Origin of the sequence: Variovorax sp. OV329, assembly GCF_900114785.1 — a bacterium.
In the GTDB taxonomy this organism is placed as follows: domain Bacteria; phylum Pseudomonadota; class Gammaproteobacteria; order Burkholderiales; family Burkholderiaceae_C; genus Variovorax.
This window is the reverse complement of the sequence record NZ_FOUG01000004.1, coordinates 74,300-97,994: the sequence shown is the minus strand read 5'-3', so window position 1 is coordinate 97,994 and position 23,695 is coordinate 74,300. Positions and strand designations below refer to the sequence as shown.

The following is a 23,695-nucleotide window of genomic DNA, read 5'->3' as shown; positions in this document are numbered from 1 at the left end:
TTGCCACATGACGAAGACGACCAAGATCCTCCTGCGCACGGGCGTCGCGCTGGCCGCGGCGCTGATGCTGGCCAGCACGGCCGCAGCCCAGGCGCCCAACACCGACAAGCCCAACACAACCCGTCCGGCGCAGACCATCAAGCCCGCGCCGCAGAACCGCGTGGGCAACAGCATCCAGAACGGCACGGACGCGGCAGGCCGCGGCATCTCGCGCGCCGACTCGGCCACGCGCAGCGGCATCAACAAGGGCGCCGACGCGGCCAGCCGCCCGGTGCGCAATCTGGGCGATTCGATCGGCCGCAAGCTGGGGCTGGGTCCCGCCACCACGAATCCGCCCGCCGGGGGCCACCAGGGCACGCCGCCCTGAGGCGCCCGCGCAACAGCCCGGCGCCGATTGGCGGCCGGGCGGCGGCTGGTGGCCTGCCCATGCATGGGCAATGCCAAACTCGGCCTCCATGCGCCGACGCCTGCCCCTCCTTCTTGCCGTCATCGTCCTTTTCCTGAGCGCCTGCGCCACCCTGGCCAGCCGCGGCAAGTTCGACGAGCTCTTCGGTCCGGCCCAGCCCACGCGCTTCGACCAGCGCAGGCCGCCCGCGCCCAACGATATCTCCTACACCCAGGCCGTCCAGCCCATCCTGGACAAGCGCTGCGTGGTCTGCCACGCCTGCTACGACGCGCCCTGCCAGCTGAAGACGACCAGCTGGGAAGGCATCGCGCGCGGCGCGAGCAAGGCGCAGGTGTACGACGCCACGCGCCTGCGGGCGGGCGAGCCTACACGCCTGTACGTGGACGCGGACAAGGCCTCGCAGTGGCGCGACAAGGGCTTCTTCCCGGTGCTCAACGAGCAGGCCAGCCAGACGCCCGAGGCCAACCGCACGGCCGGGCTGATGCACCGCCTGCTGAGCCTCAAGCAGCAGCACCCCATGCCCACCAGCGGCACCGCATCGGCCGAGCTGGACTTCTCCCTCGAGCGTGCGCAGAGCTGCCCGGCCGGCGGCGAGATCGACGCCTATGAGCAGCGCAATCCTCAGGGCGGCATGCCCTTCGGCCTGCCCGGGCTCACGCGCGCCGAGCACGAGACGCTCACGCGCTGGCTGGAGCAGGGCGCCCCCGCCGAGCCCGAGATCGGCCCCTCGTCGCTGGTGCTGCAGCGCGTGACGGAGTGGGAGCGCTTCTTCAACGGCGACAGCCTGAAGGAGCAGCTCTTTGCCCGCTACGCCTACGAGCACCTGTTCCTGGCGCACCTCTACTTCGGCGACGACACGCAGCGCCAGTACTTCAAGCTGGTGCGATCCAGCACGCCGCCCGGCCAGCCGGTGCGCGACCTCGCCACGCGCCGCCCTGTGGATGAGCCCGGGGTGCCGCGCGTGTACTACCGCTTCGTGCCCGAGCGCGAGAGCATCGTCGCCAAGACCCATATGCCCTACCGGCTGGACACGGCCCGCATGGCGCGCTGGCGCTCGCTCTTCCTGCAGCCGGCCTACACCGTGGAACGCCTGCCCGGCTACGAGGCGCAGGACGCGGCCAATCCCTTCAAGACCTTCGAGGCGCTGCCGGTGTCGGCGCGCTACAGCTTCATGCTGGACGAGGCGGAGTTCACCATCATGGGCTTCATCAAGGGCCCGGTGTGCCGCGGCCAGATGGCGCTGGACGTGATCGACGACCGCTTCTGGGTCTTCTTCATGGCGCCCTCCAAAGTCTACGACGAGGCCATGGCCCACCAGCTGGCCCGCGAGGCCGACCTGCTTCGCCTGCCCACCGGCAGCAGCAACACCGGCCTCATCGCGCCCTGGGTGCACTACGCCGAACTCGAGAAGGGCTACCTGGAGGCCAAGTCGAAGGCCCTGGCGCAGCGGGCCAAGGCGGGCGGGCGGCTGGACCTGAACATGGTCTGGGACGGCGGCAGCGAGCGCAATCCGAATGCCTCCCTCACCGTGATGCGCCACTTCGACAGCGCCAGCGTGGTCAAGGGCCTGGTGGGCGAGCAGATGCCCAAGACGGCCTGGGTGATCGGCTATCCGCTGCTCGAGCGCATCCACTACCTGCTGGTGGCGCTGTACGACGTGTACGGCAACGTCGGCCACCAGCTCAACTCACGCCTGTACATGGACTTCCTGCGCATGGAAGGCGAGTTCAACTTCCTGGTGCTGCTGCCCAAGGACCAGCGCGAGGCGGTGCGCGACGCCTGGTACCGCGGCGACAGCCTCTCGACCCGCCAGCAGGTCTACGGCGGCGCGGCGCGGCTGGACGAGGACAGCAGCATCCGCTACCGCACCAAGGATGCGAAGACCGAACTGCTGGGCATGCTCACGCAGCGCATGGCGCCCTTGTCCAGCGCGCAATATCCAGCCCTGCGGCAAGAGCCCGATGCCGCCCTGCGCGCGCAGCTGCTGCGCCTGGCGGCGGTGCGCGGCGCCTCGCTCTCCTGGGGCAACGAGATCAGCGTGCTGGCGGTGGAATCGCCCGGCCAGCCCACGCGCTGGTTCAGCCTGCTGCGCGACACCGGCCACAACTCGGTGTCCTACTTCCTGCGCGAGAAGGCGCAGCTGCGGCCCGACGAGAACACGCTCACCGTGGTGCCGGGCGTGCTGGGTGCCTATCCGAATGCCTTCTACCGGGTGCAGGCAGGCGAACTGCCGGCCTTCACCCAGGCGTTGGGCAAGCTGGCCTCGGAGGCCGACTACGCGGCCTTCTCGGAGCGCTTCGCGGTGCGCCGCACCAACCCCGGCTTCTGGGCCTTCAGCGACGCGCTGCTCACAAGCTACGCGCGCGAGCAGCCGCTGGCGACGGGCCTGCTGGACTACAACCGGCTGGAGAACCGGTAGCTGCCGCGCCGCCCGCGCGCGAACTTACTTCTTCAACAGCTTCTTGACGTCGTCGACGTTCGTGGCGATGCGCTCGCGCACGATCTCGAAGGCCTCGGCCTGCGACTTGGCCGCCATGTCGGCCAGCTCGCGGATGTCGTCCAGTGCCTGCTTGAAGGCGGCGCGGCCCAGCGCGTCCAGCTTGGCGATGCCTTCCTTGGCGTCGCTGCCAGGCATCGACTTCACCGTGCCCTGCCAGGCGGTGATCGAGTCGCGCAGCATCTCGGTCTGGCGCTGCACCACGGCCTGCAGGCCCTGGTAGCTCTTCTGGTTGGCCTTCATCAGCGCTTCCAGGTCCTTGCGGCCACTGGCGGCGATGGCGCTGGCCGCGCCCGAGGCGTTGAGGTTCTGCAGCCGCTCGCCCATCTCCTGCAGCGGCTTGGCGAAGGCCTTCTGCATGTTCTGCATGTTCTCCAGCGGATCGCTTCCTGCCGCCGCGCGGGTGCTGCCGCTGCCTGCCGCCGTGCCGGCCTTCTTCGCGGCCGGCTGCTTGCCGGCGGGGGTCTTGCTGCTCGTTGCCATTGATCGTCTCCTTTGCTTCTGACGGGGTTGAAGACCGGCAGACGATACGCCTTCGCGGCCCGTTCGTGAACGTCCGGAAGCCCTGCCGCCGCCAAGCGGCGCCCGGGCCATGGCAGCGCCCCAATGAAAAAGGCCCGGCGCAGTGGCCGGGCCTTTGGCATTCAGGAGCGCTCAGGGGCACTCAGGGGCGCTCAGGGCCGCGCCGGGATGCCCTCGGGCAGCTCGATCTTCACTTCGAGCACCTCCAGGTCGTCCTGCTTTTCCAGATGCAGCTTGATGTCGTCGGGCTTGATCGACACGTACTTGGCGATCACCGCCACCAGCTCGCGCTGCAGGTCGGCCAGGTAGTCGGGCCGGCGGCTGCCCAGGCCCGAGCGCTCGTGCGCCAGGATGATCTGCAGCCGTTCCTTGGCGACGCTGGCCGTCTTCTTCTTCTCGCCGAGCAGAAAGGAGAAAAAGGACATGGCTTACCTCCCGCCGAAGAAGCGCTTGAAGAAGCCGGGCTTCTCCGCGTCGACGAAGCGCATGGGCTTGTCCTCGCCCAGGAAGCGCGCCACCACGTCCGAGTAGGCCTGCGCCACCTCGGTGTCCTTGTCGTGGATCGCCGGGATGCCCTGGTTGGAAGCCTGCAGCACCGACTCCGACTCGGGGATCACGCCGATCAGCTTGATGCGCAGGATGTCCTGGATGTCTTCCAGGGACAGCATCTGCCCGCCCGCCACGCGGTTGGGGTTGTAGCGGGTGATGAGCAGGTGTTCCTTGATCGGGTCGCCGCCTTCCTTGGCCCGCTTGGTCTTGCTGCTGAGCATGCCCAGGATGCGGTCGGAGTCGCGCACCGAGGAGACCTCGGGGTTGGTCACCACCAGCGCCTCGTCGGCGAAGTGCATGGCCATCATCGCGCCGGTCTCGATGCCGGCGGGCGAGTCGCACACGATGTAGTCGAAGTCCTGGTCGGCCAGGTCCTTGAGCACCTTCTCCACGCCGTCCTGTGTGAGCGCTTCCTTGTCGCGCGTCTGCGAGGCGGCCAGCACGAACAGGTTGTCGCACTGCTTGTCCTTGATCAGGGCCTGGTTCAGGTTGGCCTCGCCCTGGATCACGTTGATGAGGTCGTACACCACGCGCCGCTCGCAGCCCATGATGAGGTCCAGGTTGCGCAGCCCGACGTCGAAGTCGATCACCGCCGTCTTCTTGCCGGCCAGGGCCAGCCCCGAAGCGAAGCTCGCGCTCGTCGTCGTCTTCCCGACGCCGCCCTTGCCCGAGGTCACCACCACAATTTTGGCCATTCGTCCGTTTCCTTCTTTTCCAAATAGATTCATTGATCAGGGCGCACCGCCCGCACCCCGCAACCGAAGCCAGCCACACACCGCGGAACTGGCTTTGCCAGGCCGCAGGTGTGGTCGCCCCCCCGGGGGGTGGCGAATGACACGTAGCGGAGCGAAGTGCAAAGCCGGGGGGCCGTCATATTGCTTCGAACACCAGCTTCTGGTCGTCCAGCCAGACCTGCGCCGCCTTGCCCTGCACATCCGCCGGCAGGGCCACCTCGGAGGTGCGGTAGATGCCGGCGATGGCCACCAGCTGCGCCTCCATGCAGGTGCTGAAGACGCGCGCCTCGGTGTTGCCGCGCGCGCCGGCAATCGCCTTGCCGCGCAGCGGTGCGTACACGTGCACATGGCCGTCGGCGATGACCTCGGCGCCGAAGTTCACCACGTCCAGCACGATCACGTCGCCGCCGCGGGCGTAGACCTGCTGGCCCGAGCGCAGCGGCCGGTCGATGACCAGCGTGCCGCTGGCCGGCACCGGCACCTCGCGCACGATCTGCGGCGCGGGGCTGGGCGCCTCGGCCGGTGCGGGCGCACGGGCGGGCGGGGACACGGGCATGGCCGCGATCGACAGGCCGGCGCCACGGGCAGCCACATGCTGCGCGTCGCTGCCGCCGCGCACGGCGATGGGCTGGGTCTGGTGGCGTGCCAGCAACTGGCGCAGGCGCTCGAAGTCGAGCTCGCCCACTTGGCCACCACCGCCTTCACTGGCTTCTTCCAGCTGGGAGAGGTCGATGACCACCGGCTCCTGCTCGAAGAAGTCGGGCGAGTCGGCCAGCTGGGCATCCAGCGCCTCGGCCAGGAGGTCGAGGTCGGTGGTCTTGAGGATCACCGCGATGAGCGGCAGCGTGGCGCTCTTGAACTCGAAAAGCGCTCGGGTCCGCGCGGCGGAAGCTTCGGCCATGTCAAACGTACGTACGAAAAGCGTCCGAGTCTAATGGGCGCGGGGCCTCTTCCCGTGGCGCGGGTGCTCCCGAAGGCGCCTGGCGACTGCCTTTTGCATGTTGTTGCATCACCAGGGGTGCTGCGAGTTCGCCATGCAAAAAGCCGCGCTGCGATTTCCGGGACGCGCTTGGGACGTCCGAAGGCTGCTCAGCTGCGTCGCCCCAGCAGCGCGTACAGCAGGATCGCGCCGAAGGTGGCAGTGCCGATGCCCGAGAGCGCCAGGCCGCCGAACTTCAGCGTGAAGTCGCCGGTGCCCAGGATCAGCGTGATGGCCGCCACGATCAGGTTGGCGTTGTCGGTGAAGTCCACCCGGTTGTCCACCCAGATCTTGGCGCCGGCCATGGCGATCAGGCCGAACACCACGATGCTCACGCCGCCCATCACCGCCAGCGGAATGGCCTGGATGACGGCGCCGAACTTGGGGCTGCAGCCCAGCACGATGGCGATGAGGGCCGCCACCACGAACATGGCGGTGGAGTAGATCTTGGTGGCCGCCATCACGCCGATGTTCTCGGCATAGGTGGTCACGCCCGTGCCGCCGGCCGCGCCGCTGACCATGGTGGCCAGGCCGTCGCCGATGAAGGCGCGGCCGATGTAGGGGTTCATGTCGGTGCCGGTCATGGCGCCCACGGCCTTGAGGTGGCCCAGGTTCTCGGCCACCAGGATGATGGCCACCGGCGCGATCAGCAGCATCGCGTCGGCCTTGAACACCGGCGCCACGAAGCCCGGCAGGCCGAACCAGGGCGCCGCCACGATGCCCGACACGTCGATCGGCTTGCCCAGGCCCATGCCGTTGGTGAGCAGCGCGTAGATCAGGCTGGCCACGATCAGGCCCACCAGGATCAGGAGGCGCTGCACCATGCCGCGGGTGTACACCGCCACCAGGCCCACCGAGAGGAAGGTGACCAGTTGCATCCAGGTGTCGAAACCGGTGGGCGCCATGTTCTTGATGGGCACCTGCGCCAGGTTCAGGCCGATGACGGCCACCACCGAGCCGGTGACCACCGGGGGCATCAGGCGCTCGATCCAGTGGGTGGCAACGCCGTCCTCGATCTCGTCCACCTCCATGCCCTTGACGGGCTGCGAAATGCGGTGCTGCTGCCGGTTGGTGGCCGAGACGATCAGGCCGATGATGAAGTAGAGCGCGCCGCAGGCGATGATGCCGCCCAGCGCCACGCCCAGGTTGGCGTTCGGGCCCTTGCCGGCGTAGCCGGTGGCCGCGATCACCACGCCGATGAAGGCGAAGCTGGAGCCCAGGTAGCTGGGCACGCGCCCGCCGGTCACCACGAAGAAGATGAGCGTGCCGATGCCGCTCATGAGGATCGCCAGGTTGGGGTCGAAGCCCATGAGCAGCGGCGCCAGCACGGTGGCGCCGAACATCGCGATCACGTGCTGCACGCCCATGGCGGTGGTCTGGGCCCAGGGCAGCCGCTCGGTGGGGGCCACCACCTGGCCGGTGGCTGGCTTGACCAGGTCCCATCCAAACATTCGCGAATCGCTCATCTTCTCCGTCCTTTTCTTCTATGTGTTGCCAGGAATGGATGCCCCGGCGGGCGGGCGCTATTGTCGTGGCAGGAGCATGGCCATGGTCAACCGCGACACGCAGGTGAGCTCGCCGGCGTCGTTGACGAGGTCGATCTGCCACACCTGGGTGGTCTTGCCGCGGTGCACCGGCCGCGCGGTGGCCGTCACCCAGCCGCTGGTCACGCCGCGCAGGTGGTTGGCGTTGATGTCCAGGCCCACGCAGCGGTGGCCTTCGGGCGAGCTGAAATGCGCGCCGGAGGAACCCAGCGTCTCGGCCAGCACCACCGACACGCCGCCATGCAGCAGGCCGTAGGGCTGGATGGTGCGGCGGTCCACCGGCACACGGGCGCGCAGGTAGTCGTCGCCGATCTCCGTGAACTCGATGCCAAGGTGGCCGACCGCGGTGTCGGCAGATTGGTTGAGGATGTCCAGGGAAATGGGCTTTTGCCAGATGGGCATGGGAAGGCTCCGAAAGAGGGTGGAAAACGGGGGACGGCAACCGCGGCGCACCGTCGCGAGCGCGGCGCGGAGGCCTACAGGGCGAAAGGCTACGCCAGGCCTAAGCTTGCCCCATGTCCCGCGCACGACCCCTGCTGTATGGCCTGGGTGGCCTGCTTGCCGCCGGCGCGGTGGTCCTGCTGGTGGTGGCCTGGTCCTGGCTGCCCTCGCAGGAGGAAGTGGCTACGCGCGCGGCCACCGCCTTTCGCGAGCGCACTGGCGTGCAGGTGGATTTCGCGCACGTCCGATGGACGCTGTGGCCGCAGCCCACGCTGGTGATCGACAACGCGGTCACTCGACAGGCCAGCCCGATCGTGGTGAAAAGCCTGCGGCTGCAGGGCACCTGGTCTTCGTTGCTGCGCCGCCAGCCGCAACTCGACGAAGTGCACCTGGACGGCGCGGTCGTGCCCCAGGATTCGCTGCGCCAACTGCGCGCGCCCGATGGCGGTAAGGAGGACGCCAAGCCTGCCCTCGACGCCTTGCCGGGCAACCTGCGCCTGAGCTTCCGGGAGCTGACCTGGATCGACCGGCGCGCGATCGAGCTGGACTATGAGGGATCGATCAACCTCGATGCCGACGGCCTGCCGCAAAACGCGCGCATCATGCGCTCGGGCAGCAGCCCGCCCACGCAGCTGCGGCTGGAGCGTGAGGGTAGCGAGCCGCGCTGGCGCGTGCTTGTCGACGTGCCGGGCGGCACGTGGAACGGCCAGGCCCGGCTCGACCGTACGCCCAAGGGGCTCTACAAGCTGAGCGCCGAACTGGAGCCGAAGAACGTCGAGGTGGATGCGCTGCTGGGCGTGTTCCACCGCCGCAGCGCCGTGGCGGGCCGCATGAACGGCAAGACCACGCTGAGTGCCGAGGCCGGCACGCCCGCCGGCCTGCTGCGCAGCCTGCATACGACCACGCACTTCATGCTCAAGCCCGCGCGCCTGACCCGCTTCGACCTGATGAAGACGGTGCGCAGCGCCGGCGCCAGCGACAGCGGCCAGACGCCGCTGGACGAGCTCAGCGGCGTGCTGGACACGCAGAACACGCCCAATGGCATGGAGTTCCGCTATTCCAAGCTGTCCGCACGCTCGGGCGTGCTCAGCGCCAGCGGCAACGTGCGGCTGCTGCGCCGCAAGCTCGACGGCGAACTGGCCATCGACCTGGTTGACGGCGTGGTGGGCATCCCTTTGAAGGTCTCCGGCACAGTGGACAAGCCCGAGCTGTCGATGACCGGCGGCGCGCTCACCGGCGCGGCGGTGGGCACGGCCGTGCTGCCCGGCGTGGGCACCGCGATCGGCGCGCGCATCGGCCAGCAGGTCGAGCGCCTGTTCGGGGGCGACGAGAAGCCCGGGGCGCCCAAGGCAAGCGGGCAATCCCCCGCCACCCCCGCCAGGCCGGCGCGTTAGTCTTGCTGCATGAGCAGCAGCCGTGCCCCCAACGTTCCCCGCATCCGACTCTTCCAGGATTGGCTTCGCGACCAGCGAGGCCTGAGCTTCGACAGCTACGAAGCGCTGTGGCGCTGGTCCGTGAGCGACCTCAATGCCTTCTGGCAGGGCATCTGGGACTTCTGCGGCATCCAGTCGCCCACGCCGCACACCGCCGTGCTCGCACAGGAGAAGATGCCCGGCGCGCAGTGGTTCCCCGGCGCGCAGGTGAACTATGCCGCCGAGGTGCTGCGCCACGCGGACGCCGCGCATGCGGCCGGCCTGCCGGCCATCGTGAGCGAGAACGAGCAGGGCGAGGTGCGCGAGACCTCCTGGCCCGAACTGCGTCGGCAGGTCGCCTCGCTGGCGCTGGCCTTGCGCCGCCAGGGCGTGAAGCGCGGCGACCGCGTGGCCGCCTACCTGCCCAACATCCCCGAGACCATGGTGGCCTTTCTGGCCTGCTCGAGCATCGGCGCGGTCTGGAGCGTGTGCGCGCCCGACATGGGCGTGGCGGCGGTGGCCGACCGCCTGCGCCAGATCGAGCCGGTGCTGCTGATCGCGGTGGACGGCGTGTACTACGGCGGCAAGGCGCTGGACCGAAGCGCCGTCGTGCAGCAGTTGCGCGAGGCGCTGCCCACCGTGCAGTCGCTGCTGCTGGTGCGCACGCCCCATGCCGTGCAGCAGCTGCCCTGCGAGCTGCAGTGGCACGATGCCGTGGCGCAGGACGATGCAGATGTGGCGGCCTTCCAGCCCGAGTGGCTGCCCTTCGACCACCCGATCTGGATCGTGTATTCCAGCGGCACCACCGGCCTGCCCAAGCCCATCGTGCACGGGCAGGGCGGCATCCTGCTGAGCATGGCGCTCTCGGGCATCCACTACGACCTGGGCGCGAGCTACCTGCCCAACAACTTCGGCGAGCGCTTCCACTGGTTCAGTTCCACCGGCTGGGTGATGTGGAACGCGCAGCTCGCGGGCCTGGCCTTCGGCACCACCGTCTGCATCTACGACGGCCATCCGGCGGGCAGCACCGGCCAGCCCGACTGGGGCGTGCTGTGGCGCTTCGCCTCGCGCCACGGCGTGAGCTTCTTCGGTGCGGGTGCCGCCTACTTCGCCAACTGCATGAAGGCCGGCCTGCGGGCTCAGGACGTGGGCGACCTGTCGCGCGTTCGCACCCTGGGCAGCACCGGCTCACCGCTGGCGGCCGAGGTGCAGGTCTGGGGGACCGCCCTGGTCCAGGCGGCCAGCGGCGCACGCGGACCGAGCGCAGCGCCGGGCCGCGCCAGGCAAGCGAGCGCCCCCTCGCGGGGCAGCGGGGACACGTCAGTGCCGAGCGTGGGGGCACCCGTGTGGTGGTGCAACATCTCGGGCGGCACCGACTTCTGCGGCGCCTTCGTGGGCGGCAACCGCGAGCTGCCCGAGGTGCCGGGCCAGATGCAATGCCGCTTCCTCGGTGCCGCCGTCTATGCCTGGGACGAAAACGGCCAGGCCGTGACCGGCCAGGTGGGGGAGCTGGTCTGCACGCGGCCGCTGCCTTCGATGCCGCTGTACTTCTGGAACGACGAGGGCAACGCGCGCTACCTGTCGAGCTACTTCGACACCTACCCGGGCGTGTGGCGGCATGGCGACTGGCTCAAGGTCGGCGAGGACGGCGGCTGCGTCATCTATGGCCGCAGCGACGCCACCATCAACCGCCAGGGGCTGCGCATGGGCACCAGCGAGATCTACAGCGCGGTCGAGGGCCTGCCCGAAGTGCTCGACTCGATGGTGGTGGACCTGGAATACCTGGGCCGCGCGAGCTACATGCCGCTGTTCGTGGTGCTGCGCCCGGAGGTGGTGCTGGACGACGCGCTGCGCGCGAAGATCAACCAGGCCATCAAGACCCAGCTCTCGCCCAGATTCGTTCCAGACGATATCTTCCAGGTGGCGGAAGTCCCGCGCACCCTGTCCGGCAAGAAGCAGGAGCTGCCCATCAAGAAGCTGCTCCTGGGCCAGCCGCTGGAGCGCGTGGTCAACCGCGAGGCCATGGCCAATCCCGGCTGCCTCGACTGGTACGTGCAACTCGCGCAGCGCCATGCGGCAAAAGCGCAGCAACAACAACCAACAGAAGGCGAGAGATCATGAAGCTCGTTCGACGCACCTGCATCGTCTCCGTTGCCACCGGCGCAGCCCTGCTGCTGTCCGGCTGCACGCTGTGGAACCTGGGCACCGGCGACAGCACGCCGGGCACGATGCAGACGGCCCGGGTCACCGGCACCATCAACTGGCGCGAGCGCATGGCGGTGCCGCCCGACGCCACCGTCACCGTGCGGCTGCAGGACGTGTCGCGCATGGATGCACCGGCGGTGGTGATGTCGGAGCAGCGCTTCACCACCGACGGCCGCCAGCCGCCGCTTCCCTTCGAGCTGGCAGTGGACGCCGCCAAGGTCGATCCGAACAGGCGCTACACGGTGGCGGCGCGCGTGGAGCAGGGCGGACAGCTGCTGTTCATCAACGACACCGCCTACCCGGTGCTCACGCAGGGTGGCGGCTACACGGTGCACCTGGTGCTGGTGCGCGCCGCCCCCGGTCCGCGCTGAAGCCGGCCGGGAAAAGAAAAAAGGGGGCGCCGCAGCGCCCCCTTCGGAGCCCCCCCTCTCATTGGCCGGATGCGGCGCTGGCGTTCATCGCGGTGCTGCGCGACTTGCCCGCTTCGATGCGATTGAGTTCAGCCATGAACTCGGGGCCGCCGCGCATGCGGTTGTAGTTGGCCAGGCGCTGTGAATACAGCGGGTCCATGTAGGCGTACTCGCCATAGTTGTTCAAGCCGGCACGCAGCCACAGGTTGCGTTCGGCAGCCACGGTGGCACGGTCCATCGCGCCGGGGCCGGCATCGGCCGGGCCCACGCGCAGTTCCTGCGGCGCGCTGGAAGGCGAGGCGTAGTAACCGGCCGTGACTTCAGCGCGGCTCTGGCTGCTGCTGAAGGTGATGGGCGCGCCCACCCATTGTTCGGCCGGAACGGTTTGTGCCGAGACGGAAGCGGCAGCGGACAACATCAGCGCGGCGATCCCGAGTGCTTGCTTGCGGTTCATGATTGAATCTCCTGTCTTGCAGTGTGGGCCGCGGGAATCGCGCCATCACGGGAACGGACTGTCCTCTTCCCGGTCTGATCCGGCAGTGCGCTTTCGCACACATTCGCGACGATGGCGCACCCGGCCGCGCCAGTCGCGCTGGGGCATGCCAATGTCGACTTCCTCCGCCTTGCCGCCGCGTTCCAGCCTGGGCCTGCGCTCGGTGCAGCTCTTCGAGGGGCTTGCGCCGGACCGGCTGGACGCGCTCGCGCAGGCCTGCCAGTGGCGCAGCCTGCCGGCCGGGCGCCTGCTGGTTCAGCGCGCCGAGCGCGAGAGCGACGTGCACTTCGTCATCAACGGCGAGATCCGCGTGACCATCTTCGCGCTCAACGGGCGCCAGCTCACCTTTCGCGAAGTGGGCACGGGTGGCCACTTCGGCGAGCTGGCCGCCATCGATGGCGAGCCGCGCTCGGCCGACGTGCTGACGCTGCGCCCCAGCCTCATCGCCTCGCTGGGCGCATCGCACTTCCTGCGCCTGCTGCAGGAGGAGCCCGGCGTGGGCGAGCGCGTGATGCGCGGGCTGTGCCGCCTGGTGCGGCAGATCTCCGAGCGCGTCATCGACCTCAGTACCCTGGGCGTGCAGAACCGCGTGCATGCCGAACTGTTGCGCCTGGCACGCGAGGCCGGCTGCGAGAGCAACCGCGCGCGGCTGGATCCCGCGCCCACGCATGCCGAGATGGCCAGCCGCGTCAGCACCAACCGGGAGCAGGTCACGCGCGAACTCAATGCGCTGCAGCAGCGCGGCCTGCTGGCCAAGGAGGGCAAGGCGCTGCTGCTGTGCGACGTGGAACAGCTGGAGCAGATGGTGGCGGAGGTGCGCGGGGCGGGGTAGCGCGCGCCGTTCAGGCGGCGTCGTGGAAGATCAACCCCAGCGTCATGCGCCGCCCGGACCGCACGCGGCTCACGCCGTGGCGCATGGTCACGCGGTAGGTGCCGCGCGTGCCCTGCACCGGCCGCTGGTTGACGGCAAAGATCACCGCCTCGCCCTGCTGCAGCGGCACCACCTCGGCGCGCGACTGCATGCGCGGCCGCTGCTCGGTCAGCACGAACTCGCCGCCGCCGAAGTCCTCGCCGGGGCGGCTCAGCAGCACCGTCAGCTGCAGGGGGAACTGCAGCTCGCCGTACAGGTCCTGGTGCAGGCAGTTGTAGTCGCCTGGCTCGTAGCGCAGCAGCAGTGGCGTCGGCCGGGTCTGTCCTGCCGCGTGGCAGCGGGCGATGTACTCGGCGTGGCGCAGGGGGTAGGGCGCGTCCACGCCCAGCGCGGGCGCCCAGGCATTGGCCAGTGGCGCCAGGCGCTCGTAGAGCGCTTCGCGCCAATCGGACAAGGTGACGGGCAGCGGATAGTCGAAGTACTTGTATTCGCCCTGGCCGAAGCCGTGGCGCTGCATCACGACGCGGCTGCGGAAGGGCTTGTCCTGGCCGTAGAGCGCGGTGAGCGCGGCGCATTCATCGGGCGTGAAGAGCGGCCCGGTGGTGGCGCAGCCCTGGGTGGCCAGCTCGGTCTCGATGCGCGGCCAGGGCAGGGCGGCCACGCGGGCGGAAGCGGAAGTCATGCGGCCAGTGTGTCCGCAAAGCCGCGCCCTCGTCGGCCATTTCCGGACGTGGGTTTCCTGGCGCGTCAGCCTGCCCGCGCTTGCGCCGCCAGCCAGTCGCTGAAGAGCTGCAGCAGCGCGCCCGCATCGGCGCGCTCCGGCGTCACCAAGTAGTAGTTGCGCCGGCCCGAGAGCGGCCGCGCGCAGGCCACGACGAGTTCGCCTCGCGCCAGTTCGTCCTCCACCAGCATGGTGGGCATCAGTGCCACGCCCAGCCCGTGCGATGCCGCGGCCGCGAGGATGGAGAAGAGCTCGTAGCGCGGCCCGCCGCGGGCATTGGGCGCGTCCACCTGCTGCGCGTCGAACCACTGGCGCCAGCCATCGGGGCGGGTGCTCTGCTGCAGCAGCGGCAGCTTCGCGACGGCCGCGGGCGTCACCGGCTTGCCGCGCGGCAGCAGGGTGGGGCTGCACACCGGCACCACGTCCTCGTGCATCAGCAGCAGGGCGCGCGTGCCGGCCCAGCTCTGCACCTGCGCGGGCGTGCCGGCGTACAGGGCGGCGTCGAATTCGGCGTCAGCGAAGAGGAACGGCCGGGTGCGGGTCTCGATGTGCACCACCACGTCGGGATGCCGCTTCGCAAAATCCGGCAGGCGCGGCACCAGCCAGCGCGTGGCGAAGGTGGGAACGGCCGCCAGTGACAGCGAGCCGCCTTCGCCCTGGCGCGCCATGGCATCCAGCGTGTCGCGTTCCATGGCCTCCAGCCGGCGCGAGATCTGCCGCGCGTAGGCTGCGCCGCTCTGCGTGAGGGCCACGCCGTGGCGCGTGCGCCTGAACAGCGGCACGCCCAGGAAGGACTCCAGCGCGCCGATCTGGCGCGACACTGCGCTCTGCGTCAGCGACAGCTCCTGCGCGGCGCGGGTGTAGCTCTCGTGCCGGGCAGCGGCGTCGAAGCAGACGAGGGTCTGCATGGGCGGGATCTTGCGTCGCATGTATGCGCAGAGTGTATGACTCGCCAGGGCGTTTTGCTCGCACGATTCCCAGAATTCGACCGTCCAGATATGCCTGGACTGCATGTCTGGGTGCGGAACAATCGGTTGCCTCGGTGCGGCTGGCAGGACTACGATCGCCCCCAGCATCCCCCATCACTTCGACACGAGAGACCGCCATGGCCACCAAGAAAGCTGCCTTCCATTGGGACGACCCCTTCCTGCTCGACCAGCAGCTCACCGACGACGAGCGCATGATCCGCGACGCCGCCAACGCCTACTGCCAGGAGCGCCTGGCACCGCGCGTGCTCGAGGGCTTTCGCAATGGCGAGACCGACCCGGCCGTGTTCCGCGAAATGGGCGCCCTGGGCCTGCTGGGCCCGACCATTCCCGAGGAGTACGGCGGCCCCGGCCTGAACTACGTGGCCTACGGCCTGATCGCCCGCGAAGTCGAGCGCGTCGATTCGGGCTACCGCTCGATGGCCAGCGTGCAGAGCTCGCTGGTGATGGTGCCCATCAACGAATTCGGCACCGAGGCGCAGAAGCAGAAGTACCTGCCCAAGCTGGCCACCGGCGAATGGATCGGCTGCTTCGGCCTGACCGAGCCCGACCACGGCTCCGACCCCGGCAGCATGGTCACCCGCGCCAAGAAGGTGCCGGGCGGCTACTCGCTCAGCGGCGCCAAGATGTGGATCAGCAACAGCCCGATCGCCGACGTGTTCGTCGTCTGGGCCAAGGAAGTGAGCGAGACCGGCACCGTCGGCCCGATCCGCGGCTTCGTGCTGGAAAAGGGCATGAAGGGCCTGTCGGCCCCGGCCATCCACGGCAAGGTGGGCCTGCGCGCCAGCATCACCGGTGAGGTGGTGATGGACAACGTCTTCTGTCCCGAGGAGAACGCCTTCCCCGAGGTGCAGGGCCTGAAAGGTCCCTTCACCTGCCTGAACAGCGCGCGCTACGGCATCTCGTGGGGTGCGATGGGCGCCGCCGAAGACTGCTGGCACCGCGCCCGCCAGTACGTGCTGGACCGCAAGCAGTTCGGCAAGCCCCTGGCGGCCAACCAGCTCATCCAGAAGAAGCTGGCCGACATGCAGACCGAGATCACGCTGGGCCTGCAGGGCAGCCTGCGCCTGGGCCGCATGAAGGACGAGGGCACCGCCTCGGTCGAGGTCACCTCGATCATGAAGCGCAACAACTGCGGCAAGGCCCTGGACATCGCGCGCCTGGCGCGCGACATGATGGGCGGCAACGGCATCAGCGACGAGTTCGGCGTGGCCCGCCACCTGGTCAACCTGGAAGTGGTGAACACCTACGAAGGCACGCACGACATCCACGCGCTCATCCTGGGCCGCGCCATCACCGGCATCGCAGCGTTCTGATGGCCACGCGCGCTGCGCTTGACGGCATCAAGGTGCTGGATTTGTCCCGCGTGCTCGCGGGGCCGTGGTGCACCCAGATCCTGGCCGACCTGGGCGCCGACGTGGTCAAGATCGAGCGCCCCGAGGTGGGCGACGACACGCGGCACTGGGGCCCGCCCTTCCTGAAGGACGACCAGGGCCGCGACACCGACCAGGCCAGCTACTTCAGCTGCTGCAACCGCAACAAGCGCTCGGTGACGATGGACATGGCCAGCGCCGAGGGCCAGGCCCTGCTGCGGCAGATGGCGCAGGAGGCCGACATCCTGGTCGAGAACTTCAAGACCGGCGGGCTGAAGCAATACGGGCTGGACTACGCGTCGCTGCGCGAACTCAACCCGCGCCTCATCTACTGCAGCGTCACTGGTTTCGGCCACGACGGCCCGCATGCGCAGCGCGCCGGCTACGACCTGATGATCCAGGCCACCACCGGCATGATGAGCATCACCGGCCGTCCCGACGAAGAGCCCGGCGGCGGCCCGTTGCGGGTGGGCGTGGCGCTCACCGACCTGTTCACCGGCGTGTACGCCAGCAGCGCCATCCTGGCCGCGCTCAACGTGCGCCACCAGACCGGCGAAGGCCAGCACATCGACATGGCCCTGCTCGACGTGGGCATGGCCATCCTGGCCAACCAGGCCAGCGCCTTCCTCAACACCGGCGTGGCTCCCCAGCGCCAGGGCAACACGCACCCCAGCCTGGCGCCCTACCAGGACTTCCGCACGGCCGACGGCTCGGTGCTGCTGGCCATCGGCAACAACGGCCAGTTCGAGCGCTTCTGCGAGGCGGCCGGCCACGGCGAATGGGCGAAGGACCCGCGCTTCCTCACCAACCCCTTGCGGGTTCGCCACCGCGAGGTGCTGATTCCGCTGATGGAGGAAGTCACCCGCACGCGCAGCACCGCCGAGTGGATCGCGCTCTTGGAAGACAAGGCCGTGCCCTGCGGTCCCATCAACGACATCGCCCAGGCCTTCGAGGACGAGCAGGTCAAGGCCCGCGGCCTAGCGGTCTACTTGCCGCGCGACGCCGGCGACGGCATCGGCCAGTTGGGCAGCGTGGCCAGCCCGCTGCGGCTGCAGGCCACCCCGCCCGTGCTGCGCCGTGCGCCGCCTGCGCTGGGTCAACACACCGACGAGGTGCTGGCCGAGATGGGGCTGGATGCGGCGCGCATCGCATCGCTGCGCGAAGGCAACGTGATCTGACGCAAGCGACGGGGCATGGCGGACGGTGCCACGCGCCCTCCGCCATTGCCCCTGCAGGCTCGCAGGCCGTGGCGTTCGGGACTATGCTCGCGCCCGCCACTTCCCGCGCGAAAGAAAGTCGCCTGCCATGAAACGCTTCACCTGCGGCTGCCTGCTGCCCCTGTTCAGTGCGCTGCTGCCCAACGGCGCCCAGGCCGAAGTGACCGAAGACGACCTGGCCCGCTCGCCGCAGTACGTGGTGCAGGAGCACCGGTTCCAGAACCTGCCCAATCCCGACGCCAAGCCCAACCGCGGCACCTGGGACATCTGGTCGCGCTTCTTCTTCCAGAGCAAGGAAGGCACCGTGCCGGTCGATGCGATCCCGGTGCGCATGCTGGACAAGGCCACGCTCGACGGCCTGGACAACGGCAGCAACCACATCATCCGCCTGGGCCATTCCTCGCACATGCTGAAACTGCGAGGCAAGTGGTGGCTGATCGACCCGGTGTTCGGCCCGCGCGCCTCGCCGGTGAGCTGGGCCGGGCCCAAGCGCTTCCATCCGCCGCCGCTGGCGCTGGAAGACGTGCCGCCCATCGAGGGCCTGATCCTCTCGCACGACCACTACGACCACCTGGACGTGCCCACCATCGAGGCGCTCAAGGGCCGGGTCAAGCGCTACTTCGTGCCGCTGGGGGTGGGGCAGCACCTGCGCGACTGGGGCGTGCCGGCAGAGAGCATCGAGGAGTTCGACTGGTGGCAGGAGCGCGAGTGGAACGGCGTGAAGATCACGGCCGCGCCAGCGCAGCACTTCTCCGGCCGCACGCTGTGGGACCGCAACCGCACCCTGTGGGCTTCCTGGTCGCTGCGCAGCGGGCAGGACCACATCTTCTACTCGGGCGACTCGGGCTACTTCGGCGGCTTCAAGACCATCGGAGAGCGCCTGCCGAAGATCGACGTGGCCCTGATGGAGAACGGCGCCTACGACAGCTACTGGCCCATGGTGCACATGACGCCCGAGGAAACGGTGCAGGCCTTCCAGGACCTGCGCGCAGGGCAGCTCTACCTGGTGCACAACAGCACCTTCGACCTGGCCTTCCACGGCTGGCGCGACCCGCTGGAGCGCGTGGCGGCGCTGGCGAAGGAGCGCGGCATCAACCTGGCCACGCCCGAGATCGGCGAGGTGCTCACCGTGGGCAAGGCGCGCGAGAACCGCAACTGGTGGGAAGGCCTGCGCTAGGCTTCTCTCCTACGCCATAAGCGCGACCCTGGGGGTGTCGCCCTCGACAGGCCCGCGCCGACGGGCTTAGGATGTTCCTCAGAACAAGCCCGGGCCTGCCGCCAGGGCAGCCCAAGAGAGGAGCGCAGATGGCCGCATCGAAGGAACAGCCGGACTCGCCAAGGCTTGCCAGGCGCTGTCTCGTGCCCCCCGCGTGGCGCGAAGGGGCCCGCACGGCTTCCCGCGCCTTCAGGCCCCGGTAGGCAACGCGGCACGACGCGAACCGATCTGCGGCGAGTCAGAGCATGGTGACCCTGGCCGACTTCTCCGATACCGCCTCGCTGGTGAGCTGCAGCCATTGTGGGCAGTTCCTGCAGGAAGGCGACCGCTTCTGCCGCTTCTGCGGGCACGAGCAGGAGATCAGCCCCGACGCCGAGGTCATCACGCTCACCGATTCGCTGGGGCCCGATTTCATGCCGCGCGCCACGGCCGCGCCGCCGGCCGGGCGAAGGGGCGCTCTCCAGTCACCACCCTTCGATGACCCCGCCTTCGCGCCGGGCATGGCGCGGGGCGGTGGCATTTCGCCGGCGCGCTGGATCCTGGGCATCGCCGCCGTCGTGCTGGTGGTGCTGGCCGCGTACCTGCTGCACGACCTCTACCGCGGCGAACAGGACGAATCCACCCGCCGCGCGGAGTTGGGTACTGCACTTTCGCAGGTCGAGTCGGCACTGGCCCGCGGCGACCTCAACGAGGTACAGCTCAAGCTCGACATCCTGGACGCGCTGAATCCCAACGACCCCGACGTGAAAGCCCGGCGCCAGGCTTTCGACCGCCGCGTGCTGGAACTCACGGCCGAGCGCGACCGCCTGCGCGCGGCCGTGGGGAAGGAGCAGGGCGGCGCCGCGCGGGATGTGGTGAAGGCGACCGACGTGCAACCTGCCGCCGCAACACCGGCACCGGCACCGGCACCGACATCGGCACCTGCACCTGCACCGGCTGCGACGACGGCTGCATCCACGCCATCCAGGGAAGCCGCCACGGCATCCGCGCCGCGCGAAAGCGCCATCTCGAGCCCTGTTCCGGCGACGCCCGCAACGGCCCCGCCGGCGCCTCCTGCCGCATCAGCACCCGGCGTTGCCGGGCCTGTTTCTGCACCCGCCGCCGCGCCCCAGGGCACGGCCCCCTGTCCCGAGGCACTGGCCGCGATGGCCCTGTGCCCCAATCGATGACCCACCACTCGCGAGGAGCTGCCATGCCGATCCGATCGATGCTGACACGGTTGATGCTGATGGCGGCTGTGGCCGCGCTGCTCGGTGCACCCGCGGCCGCGCAGAACACCCGCCCACCCGCTGGCCGTGCGCCCGCGGCGGCGGCGCCGGCGGCCCCCCTCGTGCAATACAAGATCGTCACGGCCTCCAAGACCGGCACCTACGTCCAGATCGGGCGCGACCTGGCCAAGATCGTGGCCGAGCCCGCGGGCATCGAGCTGGAGGTGCTGGAGTCCAAGGGATCGGCCGAGAACGTGCGGCGCATGCGCTTCGAGCCCGACGTGAAGCTGTCGCTGGTGCAGTCCGACGTGTTCCAGGCCTTCCTGGACGAGGCCAAGGCCGGCAACGCCGAGGCCGGCAAGATCATCAAGCCGCTGCGCGTGATCATGCCGCTGTACGACGAGGAGATCTATTTCGTCGCGCGGGCAGACGCGCCCTTGAGTTCCATCCACGAGATCAAGAACAAGAAGATCAGCGTGGGGCCCATCGGCAGCGGCACCGCGCTGAGCGCACGCACGCTCTACCAGCTGATGTTCAACGAGCCCATTCCCGCCGAGAACGCCAGGTACCTCAGCAACGAGGAAGCGCTCATCCAGCTCACCGTGGACAAGACCATCGACGTGGCCATCATCGTGGCCGGCCAGCCCGCGAAGCTCTTCTCGGACATGCAGCCCGACGCGCGCAAGTTCATCAAGATCCTCAAGCTGGACGAGTCGGCGCTGGAAAGCGCGCGCGCCCGCAAGACCTACTTCCCGGCCACCATCCGCGCCAGCAGCTATCCCTCGTGGCTCACGGCCGACATTCCCACGCTCACCGTGAAGGCCTTCCTGGTGACCTACGACTACGGCCTGCAGTCCACCGTGGTCAACCTTGGCCGCTTTGCCGACTCGCTGTGCGCCAACTTCGACAAGCTGCAGGCCAGCGGCCATCCCAAGTGGAAGCAGGTGAAGATGGAGCTGCCGCCGCTGGGCCGCGACTGGCGCTACTACGCGCCGGTGGAAAGGCGCTTGCGCAACTGCGCCGCCGGCCAGCAGCCGCGCAGCTCGGCCGCTGCCGACCAGAGCACGCCGCCTCGCACCGGCGCCTGCACCGAGCAGGAGATGGTGCTGGGCCTTTGCAAGCGCTGAGGGAGACGCCGCGCCTCAGGCGCGCCGGTTCACCAGCAGGATGCCCAGCCCCACGCCGCCCAGCGCCAGCACCAGCTGCAGCGTGAGCGGCTCCTTGAGCAGCGCCACGCCGAAGACCAGCGCGAACAGCGGCGTGAGGAAGGTGAAGGAGGAGATGCGCGTGGCCGGGTAGTGCCGCAGCATCCACATCCACGCCAGGTAGCTGGCGAAGGCGCCGATGACGGTCTGCAGGCCGACCGACAGCCACGCATAGCCCGAGTACGAGAAGCTCCAGCTTTCGCCCAGCATCAGTGAGAGGAAAGGCGAGACCGCCGCGGTGACGGCGATCTGATAGAAGAGCGTCTTCTCCGCGCTGGCCGTGGCCAGCTTCGTGGTGCGGATGGCCAGCGTAGTCAGCCCCCACAGCACGCCGGCCAGCAGGGCCAGCGCGTCGCCGTGCAGCATCGAGCTGGAGCTGTGGCCGAAGCTCTCGCTGAAGGCCACGACCACGCCGGCGAAGGCAATGGCCAGCCCCACCCACTGCACGCCGCGCAGGCGCTCGGCCGGCACGAAGCGCGGCAGCAGCAGCGCCACCACGAAGGGCGAGGTGTAGAGGAACACCGTGAGCCGCGAGGCGCTGGTGTGCTGCAGCCCGATGTAGATGCAGGTGAACTCGGCCGCGAACAGCGCGCCGGCCAGCAGGCCGCTCCACAGGGTGCCGTCCCGCTCGAACAGCTTCACGCCCCGCGCCATGCACCAGGCCCACAGCAGCACCACCGCGCCCGACATGCGGATCGATGCCTGCCACAGCGGCGGCACCTCGGCCACCGTGGTCTTGATCAGGATCTGCTGAAGCCCCCAGAAGGCGCAGCAGGCGATGAGAAGCGAGACGGCGAGGGTGTCGAGGTGGTCCTTGCGGGCGATCATGAAGAGGCGGTGGTTCCGATGGGGTGGCCCGGCATCACAGCGGATGCTCGGTGTAGAAGCGCCCGCCGTGGAACAGCAGCGGCGCCGCGCCCGGGCGGTGCGTGCAGCGCTCCACCTCGCCCACGAAGATGACGTGGTCGCCCTCGTCGTAGCGGCTGCGGTTGAAGCACTCGAAGCTGGCCACGCAGCCGTCCAGCACCGGCGCGCCGCCGATGCCGGTGCTGTACTGCACGTCGGCCCAGCGGTCCACGTTGCGGGTGGCGAAGCGCTCCGCCAGGTCCTTCTGGCTGGCCGCCAGGATGTTGATGGCGTAGTGCGAGCCGGTGCGCAATGCGGGCATCGATCCAGCGCTGCGTGCCAGGCTCCACAGCACCAGCGGCGGCGACAGCGAGACCGAGTTGAAGGAGTTGGCCGTGAGCCCCACCAGGCTGCCGTTGGACGAGCGCGCCGTGACGATGGTGACGCCGGTGGCGAAATTGCCCAGCGCGGCGCGGAACTCGTCGTTGGTGAAGGAGGGCGCTTGCGCCCGTTGGGGTGGACTCACGTTGGAAGGCAGGAAGTGCTGCCGCCGGCAGGGGCGGGGCGCCTATTCTGGCCGAACGGGCGCGATCGCGCCGCGCAAGCGCGACATGGCCTTGCCGGCGCCCCTCAGCCGAAGAACCAGTAGCTCACGGCGATGGCCGCCACCACGCCGGCCAGCTCGGCCAGCAGCGCGCAGGTCACCGCGTGCCGCGCGCGCTGGATGCCCACTGCGCCGAAGTACACCGCCAGCACGTAGAAGGTGGTCTCGGTGCTGCCCTGGATGGTGGCCGCGGCCAGGGCCGGGAAGCTGTCCACGCCGTGGCTCTGCATGGTCTCGATGAGCATGGCCCGCGCCGCGCTGCCCGAGAAAGGCTTCACCAGCGCCGTTGGCAGAGCGTCGACGAAGCGGGTGTCCCAGCCGGTCTGCGCCACGGCCCAGCGGATGCCGTCCAGCACCAGGTCCAGCGCGCCCGAGGCCCGCAGCACGCCGATGGCACACAGCATGGCCACCAGGTAGGGCAGCAGGTTCTTCGCCACGTCGAAGCCTTCCTTCGCGCCCTCGATGAAGCGCTCGTACACGCCCACCTTCCTGATGGCGCCGAGCACGAGGAAGAGCAGGATCAGCCCGAAGAGCACCAGGTTGCCCATCAGCGAGGACAGCGAGGCCAGGGCCGCCGCGCTCAGGCTGGCCAGCAGGGCCATGAAGGCGCCCAGGCCCAGGGCCAGCGGCAGCAGGTAGGCCAGCACCACCGGGTCCCACAGGCGCAGGCGCTGCGCCACCGCCACCGTCAGCAGCCCCACCAGCGTCGAGGCGCTGGTGGCCAGCAGGATCGGCAGGAACACCAGCGTCGGGTCGGCCGCGCCCTGCTGCGCGCGGTACATGAAGATGCTCACCGGCAGCAGCGTGAGCGAGGACGCGTTGAGCACCAGGAACAGGATCTGCGCGTTGCTGGCGCTGACCGGGCTGGGGTTGAGCGCCTGCAGCTCGCGCATCGCCTTCAGGCCGATGGGCGTGGCCGCGTTGTCCAGGCCCAGCGCATTGGCCGCGAAGTTGAGCGTGATCAGGCCCAGGGCCGGATGGCCCTCGGGCACTTCAGGCATCAGCCGCTTGAACAGCGGCCCCAGCCAGCGCGCCAGCGCGCTCACCAGCCCGGCGGCCTCGGCAATGCGCAGGAAGCCCAGCCACAGCGTGAGCGTGCCGAAGAGCAGAACCATCACCTCCACCGCCAGCTTGGCCATCGCGAAGAGGCTCTCGACCATGGCTGCGAACACCGTCGCATCGCCCGCGCCCAGCCAGCGCGCGAAGCCGGCGATGGCCGCCGCGATGAAAAAGCCCAGCCACAGCGCGTTCAGCAT

Annotated in this window: 23 protein-coding genes; 11 read left to right on the top strand and 12 right to left on the bottom strand. The window is 69.4% G+C overall.

The genetic code is table 11. The annotated features are described in order from the left end of the window. The first annotated feature begins 7 nt into the window (after nt 1-7). Together BM345_RS07870 and BM345_RS07865 are read left to right on the top strand one after the other, a co-directional pair. Nucleotides 8-367, top strand: coding sequence for a hypothetical protein (locus tag BM345_RS07870; protein WP_093377580.1), 360 nt, complete (start codon nt 8-10; stop codon nt 365-367). Nucleotides 368-437: 70 nt separating this feature from the next. Beyond that, nucleotides 438-2,825 (top strand): fatty acid cis/trans isomerase, encoded by a 2,388-nt coding sequence (locus BM345_RS07865; RefSeq protein WP_254789646.1) that lies wholly within the window; start codon nt 438-440, stop codon nt 2,823-2,825. Between the two features lie 24 nt (nt 2,826-2,849). Here BM345_RS07865 and phaP read toward each other — a convergent pair whose 3' ends face one another. From phaP to BM345_RS07835, 6 genes are all read right to left on the bottom strand, one after another. Further along, a complete protein-coding gene (gene phaP, locus BM345_RS07860) occupies nt 2,850-3,386 on the bottom strand; it encodes a TIGR01841 family phasin (RefSeq protein ID WP_093377578.1) in 537 nt (178 codons plus the stop codon). 191 nt (nt 3,387-3,577) lie between these two features. Continuing rightward, nucleotides 3,578-3,850 (bottom strand): cell division topological specificity factor MinE, encoded by a 273-nt coding sequence (gene minE / locus BM345_RS07855; protein WP_093377575.1) that lies wholly within the window; start codon nt 3,848-3,850, stop codon nt 3,578-3,580. A gap of 3 nt (nt 3,851-3,853) precedes the next feature. Continuing rightward, on the bottom strand, nt 3,854-4,669 hold the full coding sequence (minD, locus tag BM345_RS07850) for a septum site-determining protein MinD (protein WP_093377572.1): 816 nt from the start codon (nt 4,667-4,669) through the stop codon (nt 3,854-3,856). Nucleotides 4,670-4,844: 175 nt separating this feature from the next. Then, a complete protein-coding gene (gene minC, locus BM345_RS07845; protein WP_093377570.1) occupies nt 4,845-5,609 on the bottom strand; it encodes a septum site-determining protein MinC in 765 nt (254 codons plus the stop codon). A 188-nt stretch (nt 5,610-5,797) separates the two neighbouring features. Next, nucleotides 5,798-7,153, bottom strand: coding sequence for a solute carrier family 23 protein (locus BM345_RS07840; protein WP_254789645.1), 1,356 nt, complete (start codon nt 7,151-7,153; stop codon nt 5,798-5,800). A gap of 57 nt (nt 7,154-7,210) precedes the next feature. Further along, entirely contained in the window at nt 7,211-7,633 is a 423-nt protein-coding gene (locus tag BM345_RS07835) for a hotdog fold thioesterase (RefSeq protein WP_093377565.1), read from the bottom strand. A gap of 113 nt (nt 7,634-7,746) precedes the next feature. On the opposite strand from BM345_RS07835, the gene BM345_RS07830 reads away from it, so the two are divergent. Genes BM345_RS07830 through BM345_RS07820 form a run of 3 tightly spaced genes read left to right on the top strand, consistent with a single transcriptional unit; the run spans nt 7,747 to nt 11,660 of the window. Next, nucleotides 7,747-9,066, top strand: a complete 1,320-nt coding sequence (locus tag BM345_RS07830) for a hypothetical protein (RefSeq protein WP_093377562.1) — start codon at nt 7,747-7,749, stop codon at nt 9,064-9,066. A gap of 9 nt (nt 9,067-9,075) precedes the next feature. Then, a complete protein-coding gene (locus BM345_RS07825) occupies nt 9,076-11,205 on the top strand; it encodes an acetoacetate--CoA ligase (RefSeq protein ID WP_093377560.1) in 2,130 nt (709 codons plus the stop codon). Next, nucleotides 11,202-11,660, top strand: coding sequence for a YbaY family lipoprotein (locus BM345_RS07820; RefSeq protein ID WP_093377557.1), 459 nt, complete (start codon nt 11,202-11,204; stop codon nt 11,658-11,660). Before BM345_RS07825 ends, BM345_RS07820 begins: the two co-directional genes overlap by 4 nt. Before the next feature lie 58 nt (nt 11,661-11,718). Here BM345_RS07820 and BM345_RS07815 read toward each other — a convergent pair whose 3' ends face one another. After that, nucleotides 11,719-12,153: a hypothetical protein gene (locus BM345_RS07815; protein WP_093377554.1), complete on the bottom strand. Its 435-nt coding sequence runs from the start codon at nt 12,151-12,153 to the stop codon at nt 11,719-11,721. A 151-nt stretch (nt 12,154-12,304) separates the two neighbouring features. Between BM345_RS07815 and BM345_RS07810 the strand changes: the two genes are divergently transcribed. Then, the gene (locus tag BM345_RS07810; protein ID WP_093377552.1) at nt 12,305-13,024 is read left to right on the top strand and encodes a Crp/Fnr family transcriptional regulator; all 720 of its coding nucleotides are present in this window, start codon (nt 12,305-12,307) and stop codon (nt 13,022-13,024) included. 10 nt (nt 13,025-13,034) lie between these two features. Here the strand turns inward: BM345_RS07810 and BM345_RS07805 are convergent, their stop codons facing one another. Beyond that, nucleotides 13,035-13,745 carry a 2OG-Fe(II) oxygenase gene (locus tag BM345_RS07805; protein WP_093377549.1) on the bottom strand — a complete coding sequence of 237 codons (711 nt, stop codon included), beginning with the start codon at nt 13,743-13,745 and terminating at the stop codon, nt 13,035-13,037. Nucleotides 13,746-13,810: 65 nt separating this feature from the next. Then, nucleotides 13,811-14,713 (bottom strand): LysR substrate-binding domain-containing protein, encoded by a 903-nt coding sequence (locus BM345_RS07800; protein ID WP_093377547.1) that lies wholly within the window; start codon nt 14,711-14,713, stop codon nt 13,811-13,813. 176 nt (nt 14,714-14,889) lie between these two features. Here BM345_RS07800 and BM345_RS07795 point away from each other — a divergent pair, with 176 nt between their 5' ends. From BM345_RS07795 to BM345_RS07775, 5 genes are all read left to right on the top strand, one after another. Beyond that, complete coding sequence (locus BM345_RS07795) at nt 14,890-16,086, top strand: acyl-CoA dehydrogenase (protein ID WP_093377544.1); 1,197 nt, start codon at nt 14,890-14,892, stop codon at nt 16,084-16,086. Beyond that, on the top strand, nt 16,086-17,321 hold the full coding sequence (locus BM345_RS07790; RefSeq protein WP_093377542.1) for a CaiB/BaiF CoA transferase family protein: 1,236 nt from the start codon (nt 16,086-16,088) through the stop codon (nt 17,319-17,321). Before BM345_RS07795 ends, BM345_RS07790 begins: the two co-directional genes overlap by 1 nt. Nucleotides 17,322-17,448: 127 nt before the next feature. Beyond that, entirely contained in the window at nt 17,449-18,537 is a 1,089-nt protein-coding gene (locus BM345_RS07785; RefSeq protein ID WP_093377539.1) for an MBL fold metallo-hydrolase, read from the top strand. 284 nt (nt 18,538-18,821) lie between these two features. Continuing rightward, nucleotides 18,822-19,745 (top strand): zinc ribbon domain-containing protein, encoded by a 924-nt coding sequence (locus tag BM345_RS07780; RefSeq protein WP_093377537.1) that lies wholly within the window; start codon nt 18,822-18,824, stop codon nt 19,743-19,745. A gap of 23 nt (nt 19,746-19,768) precedes the next feature. Beyond that, nucleotides 19,769-20,911: a TAXI family TRAP transporter solute-binding subunit gene (locus tag BM345_RS07775; RefSeq protein ID WP_254789644.1), complete on the top strand. Its 1,143-nt coding sequence runs from the start codon at nt 19,769-19,771 to the stop codon at nt 20,909-20,911. A gap of 15 nt (nt 20,912-20,926) precedes the next feature. Here the strand turns inward: BM345_RS07775 and BM345_RS07770 are convergent, their stop codons facing one another. The 3 genes from BM345_RS07770 to BM345_RS07760 all read right to left on the bottom strand — a co-directional run bounded on the left by BM345_RS07770 (nt 20,927) and on the right by BM345_RS07760 (nt 23,695). Further along, nucleotides 20,927-21,817, bottom strand: a complete 891-nt coding sequence (locus tag BM345_RS07770) for a DMT family transporter (protein ID WP_093377534.1) — start codon at nt 21,815-21,817, stop codon at nt 20,927-20,929. 34 nt (nt 21,818-21,851) lie between these two features. Further along, the gene (locus BM345_RS07765) at nt 21,852-22,361 is read right to left on the bottom strand and encodes a flavin reductase family protein (protein WP_093377532.1); all 510 of its coding nucleotides are present in this window, start codon (nt 22,359-22,361) and stop codon (nt 21,852-21,854) included. 104 nt (nt 22,362-22,465) lie between these two features. After that, on the bottom strand, nt 22,466-23,695 hold the full coding sequence (locus BM345_RS07760; protein WP_093377529.1) for a nucleoside recognition domain-containing protein: 1,230 nt from the start codon (nt 23,693-23,695) through the stop codon (nt 22,466-22,468).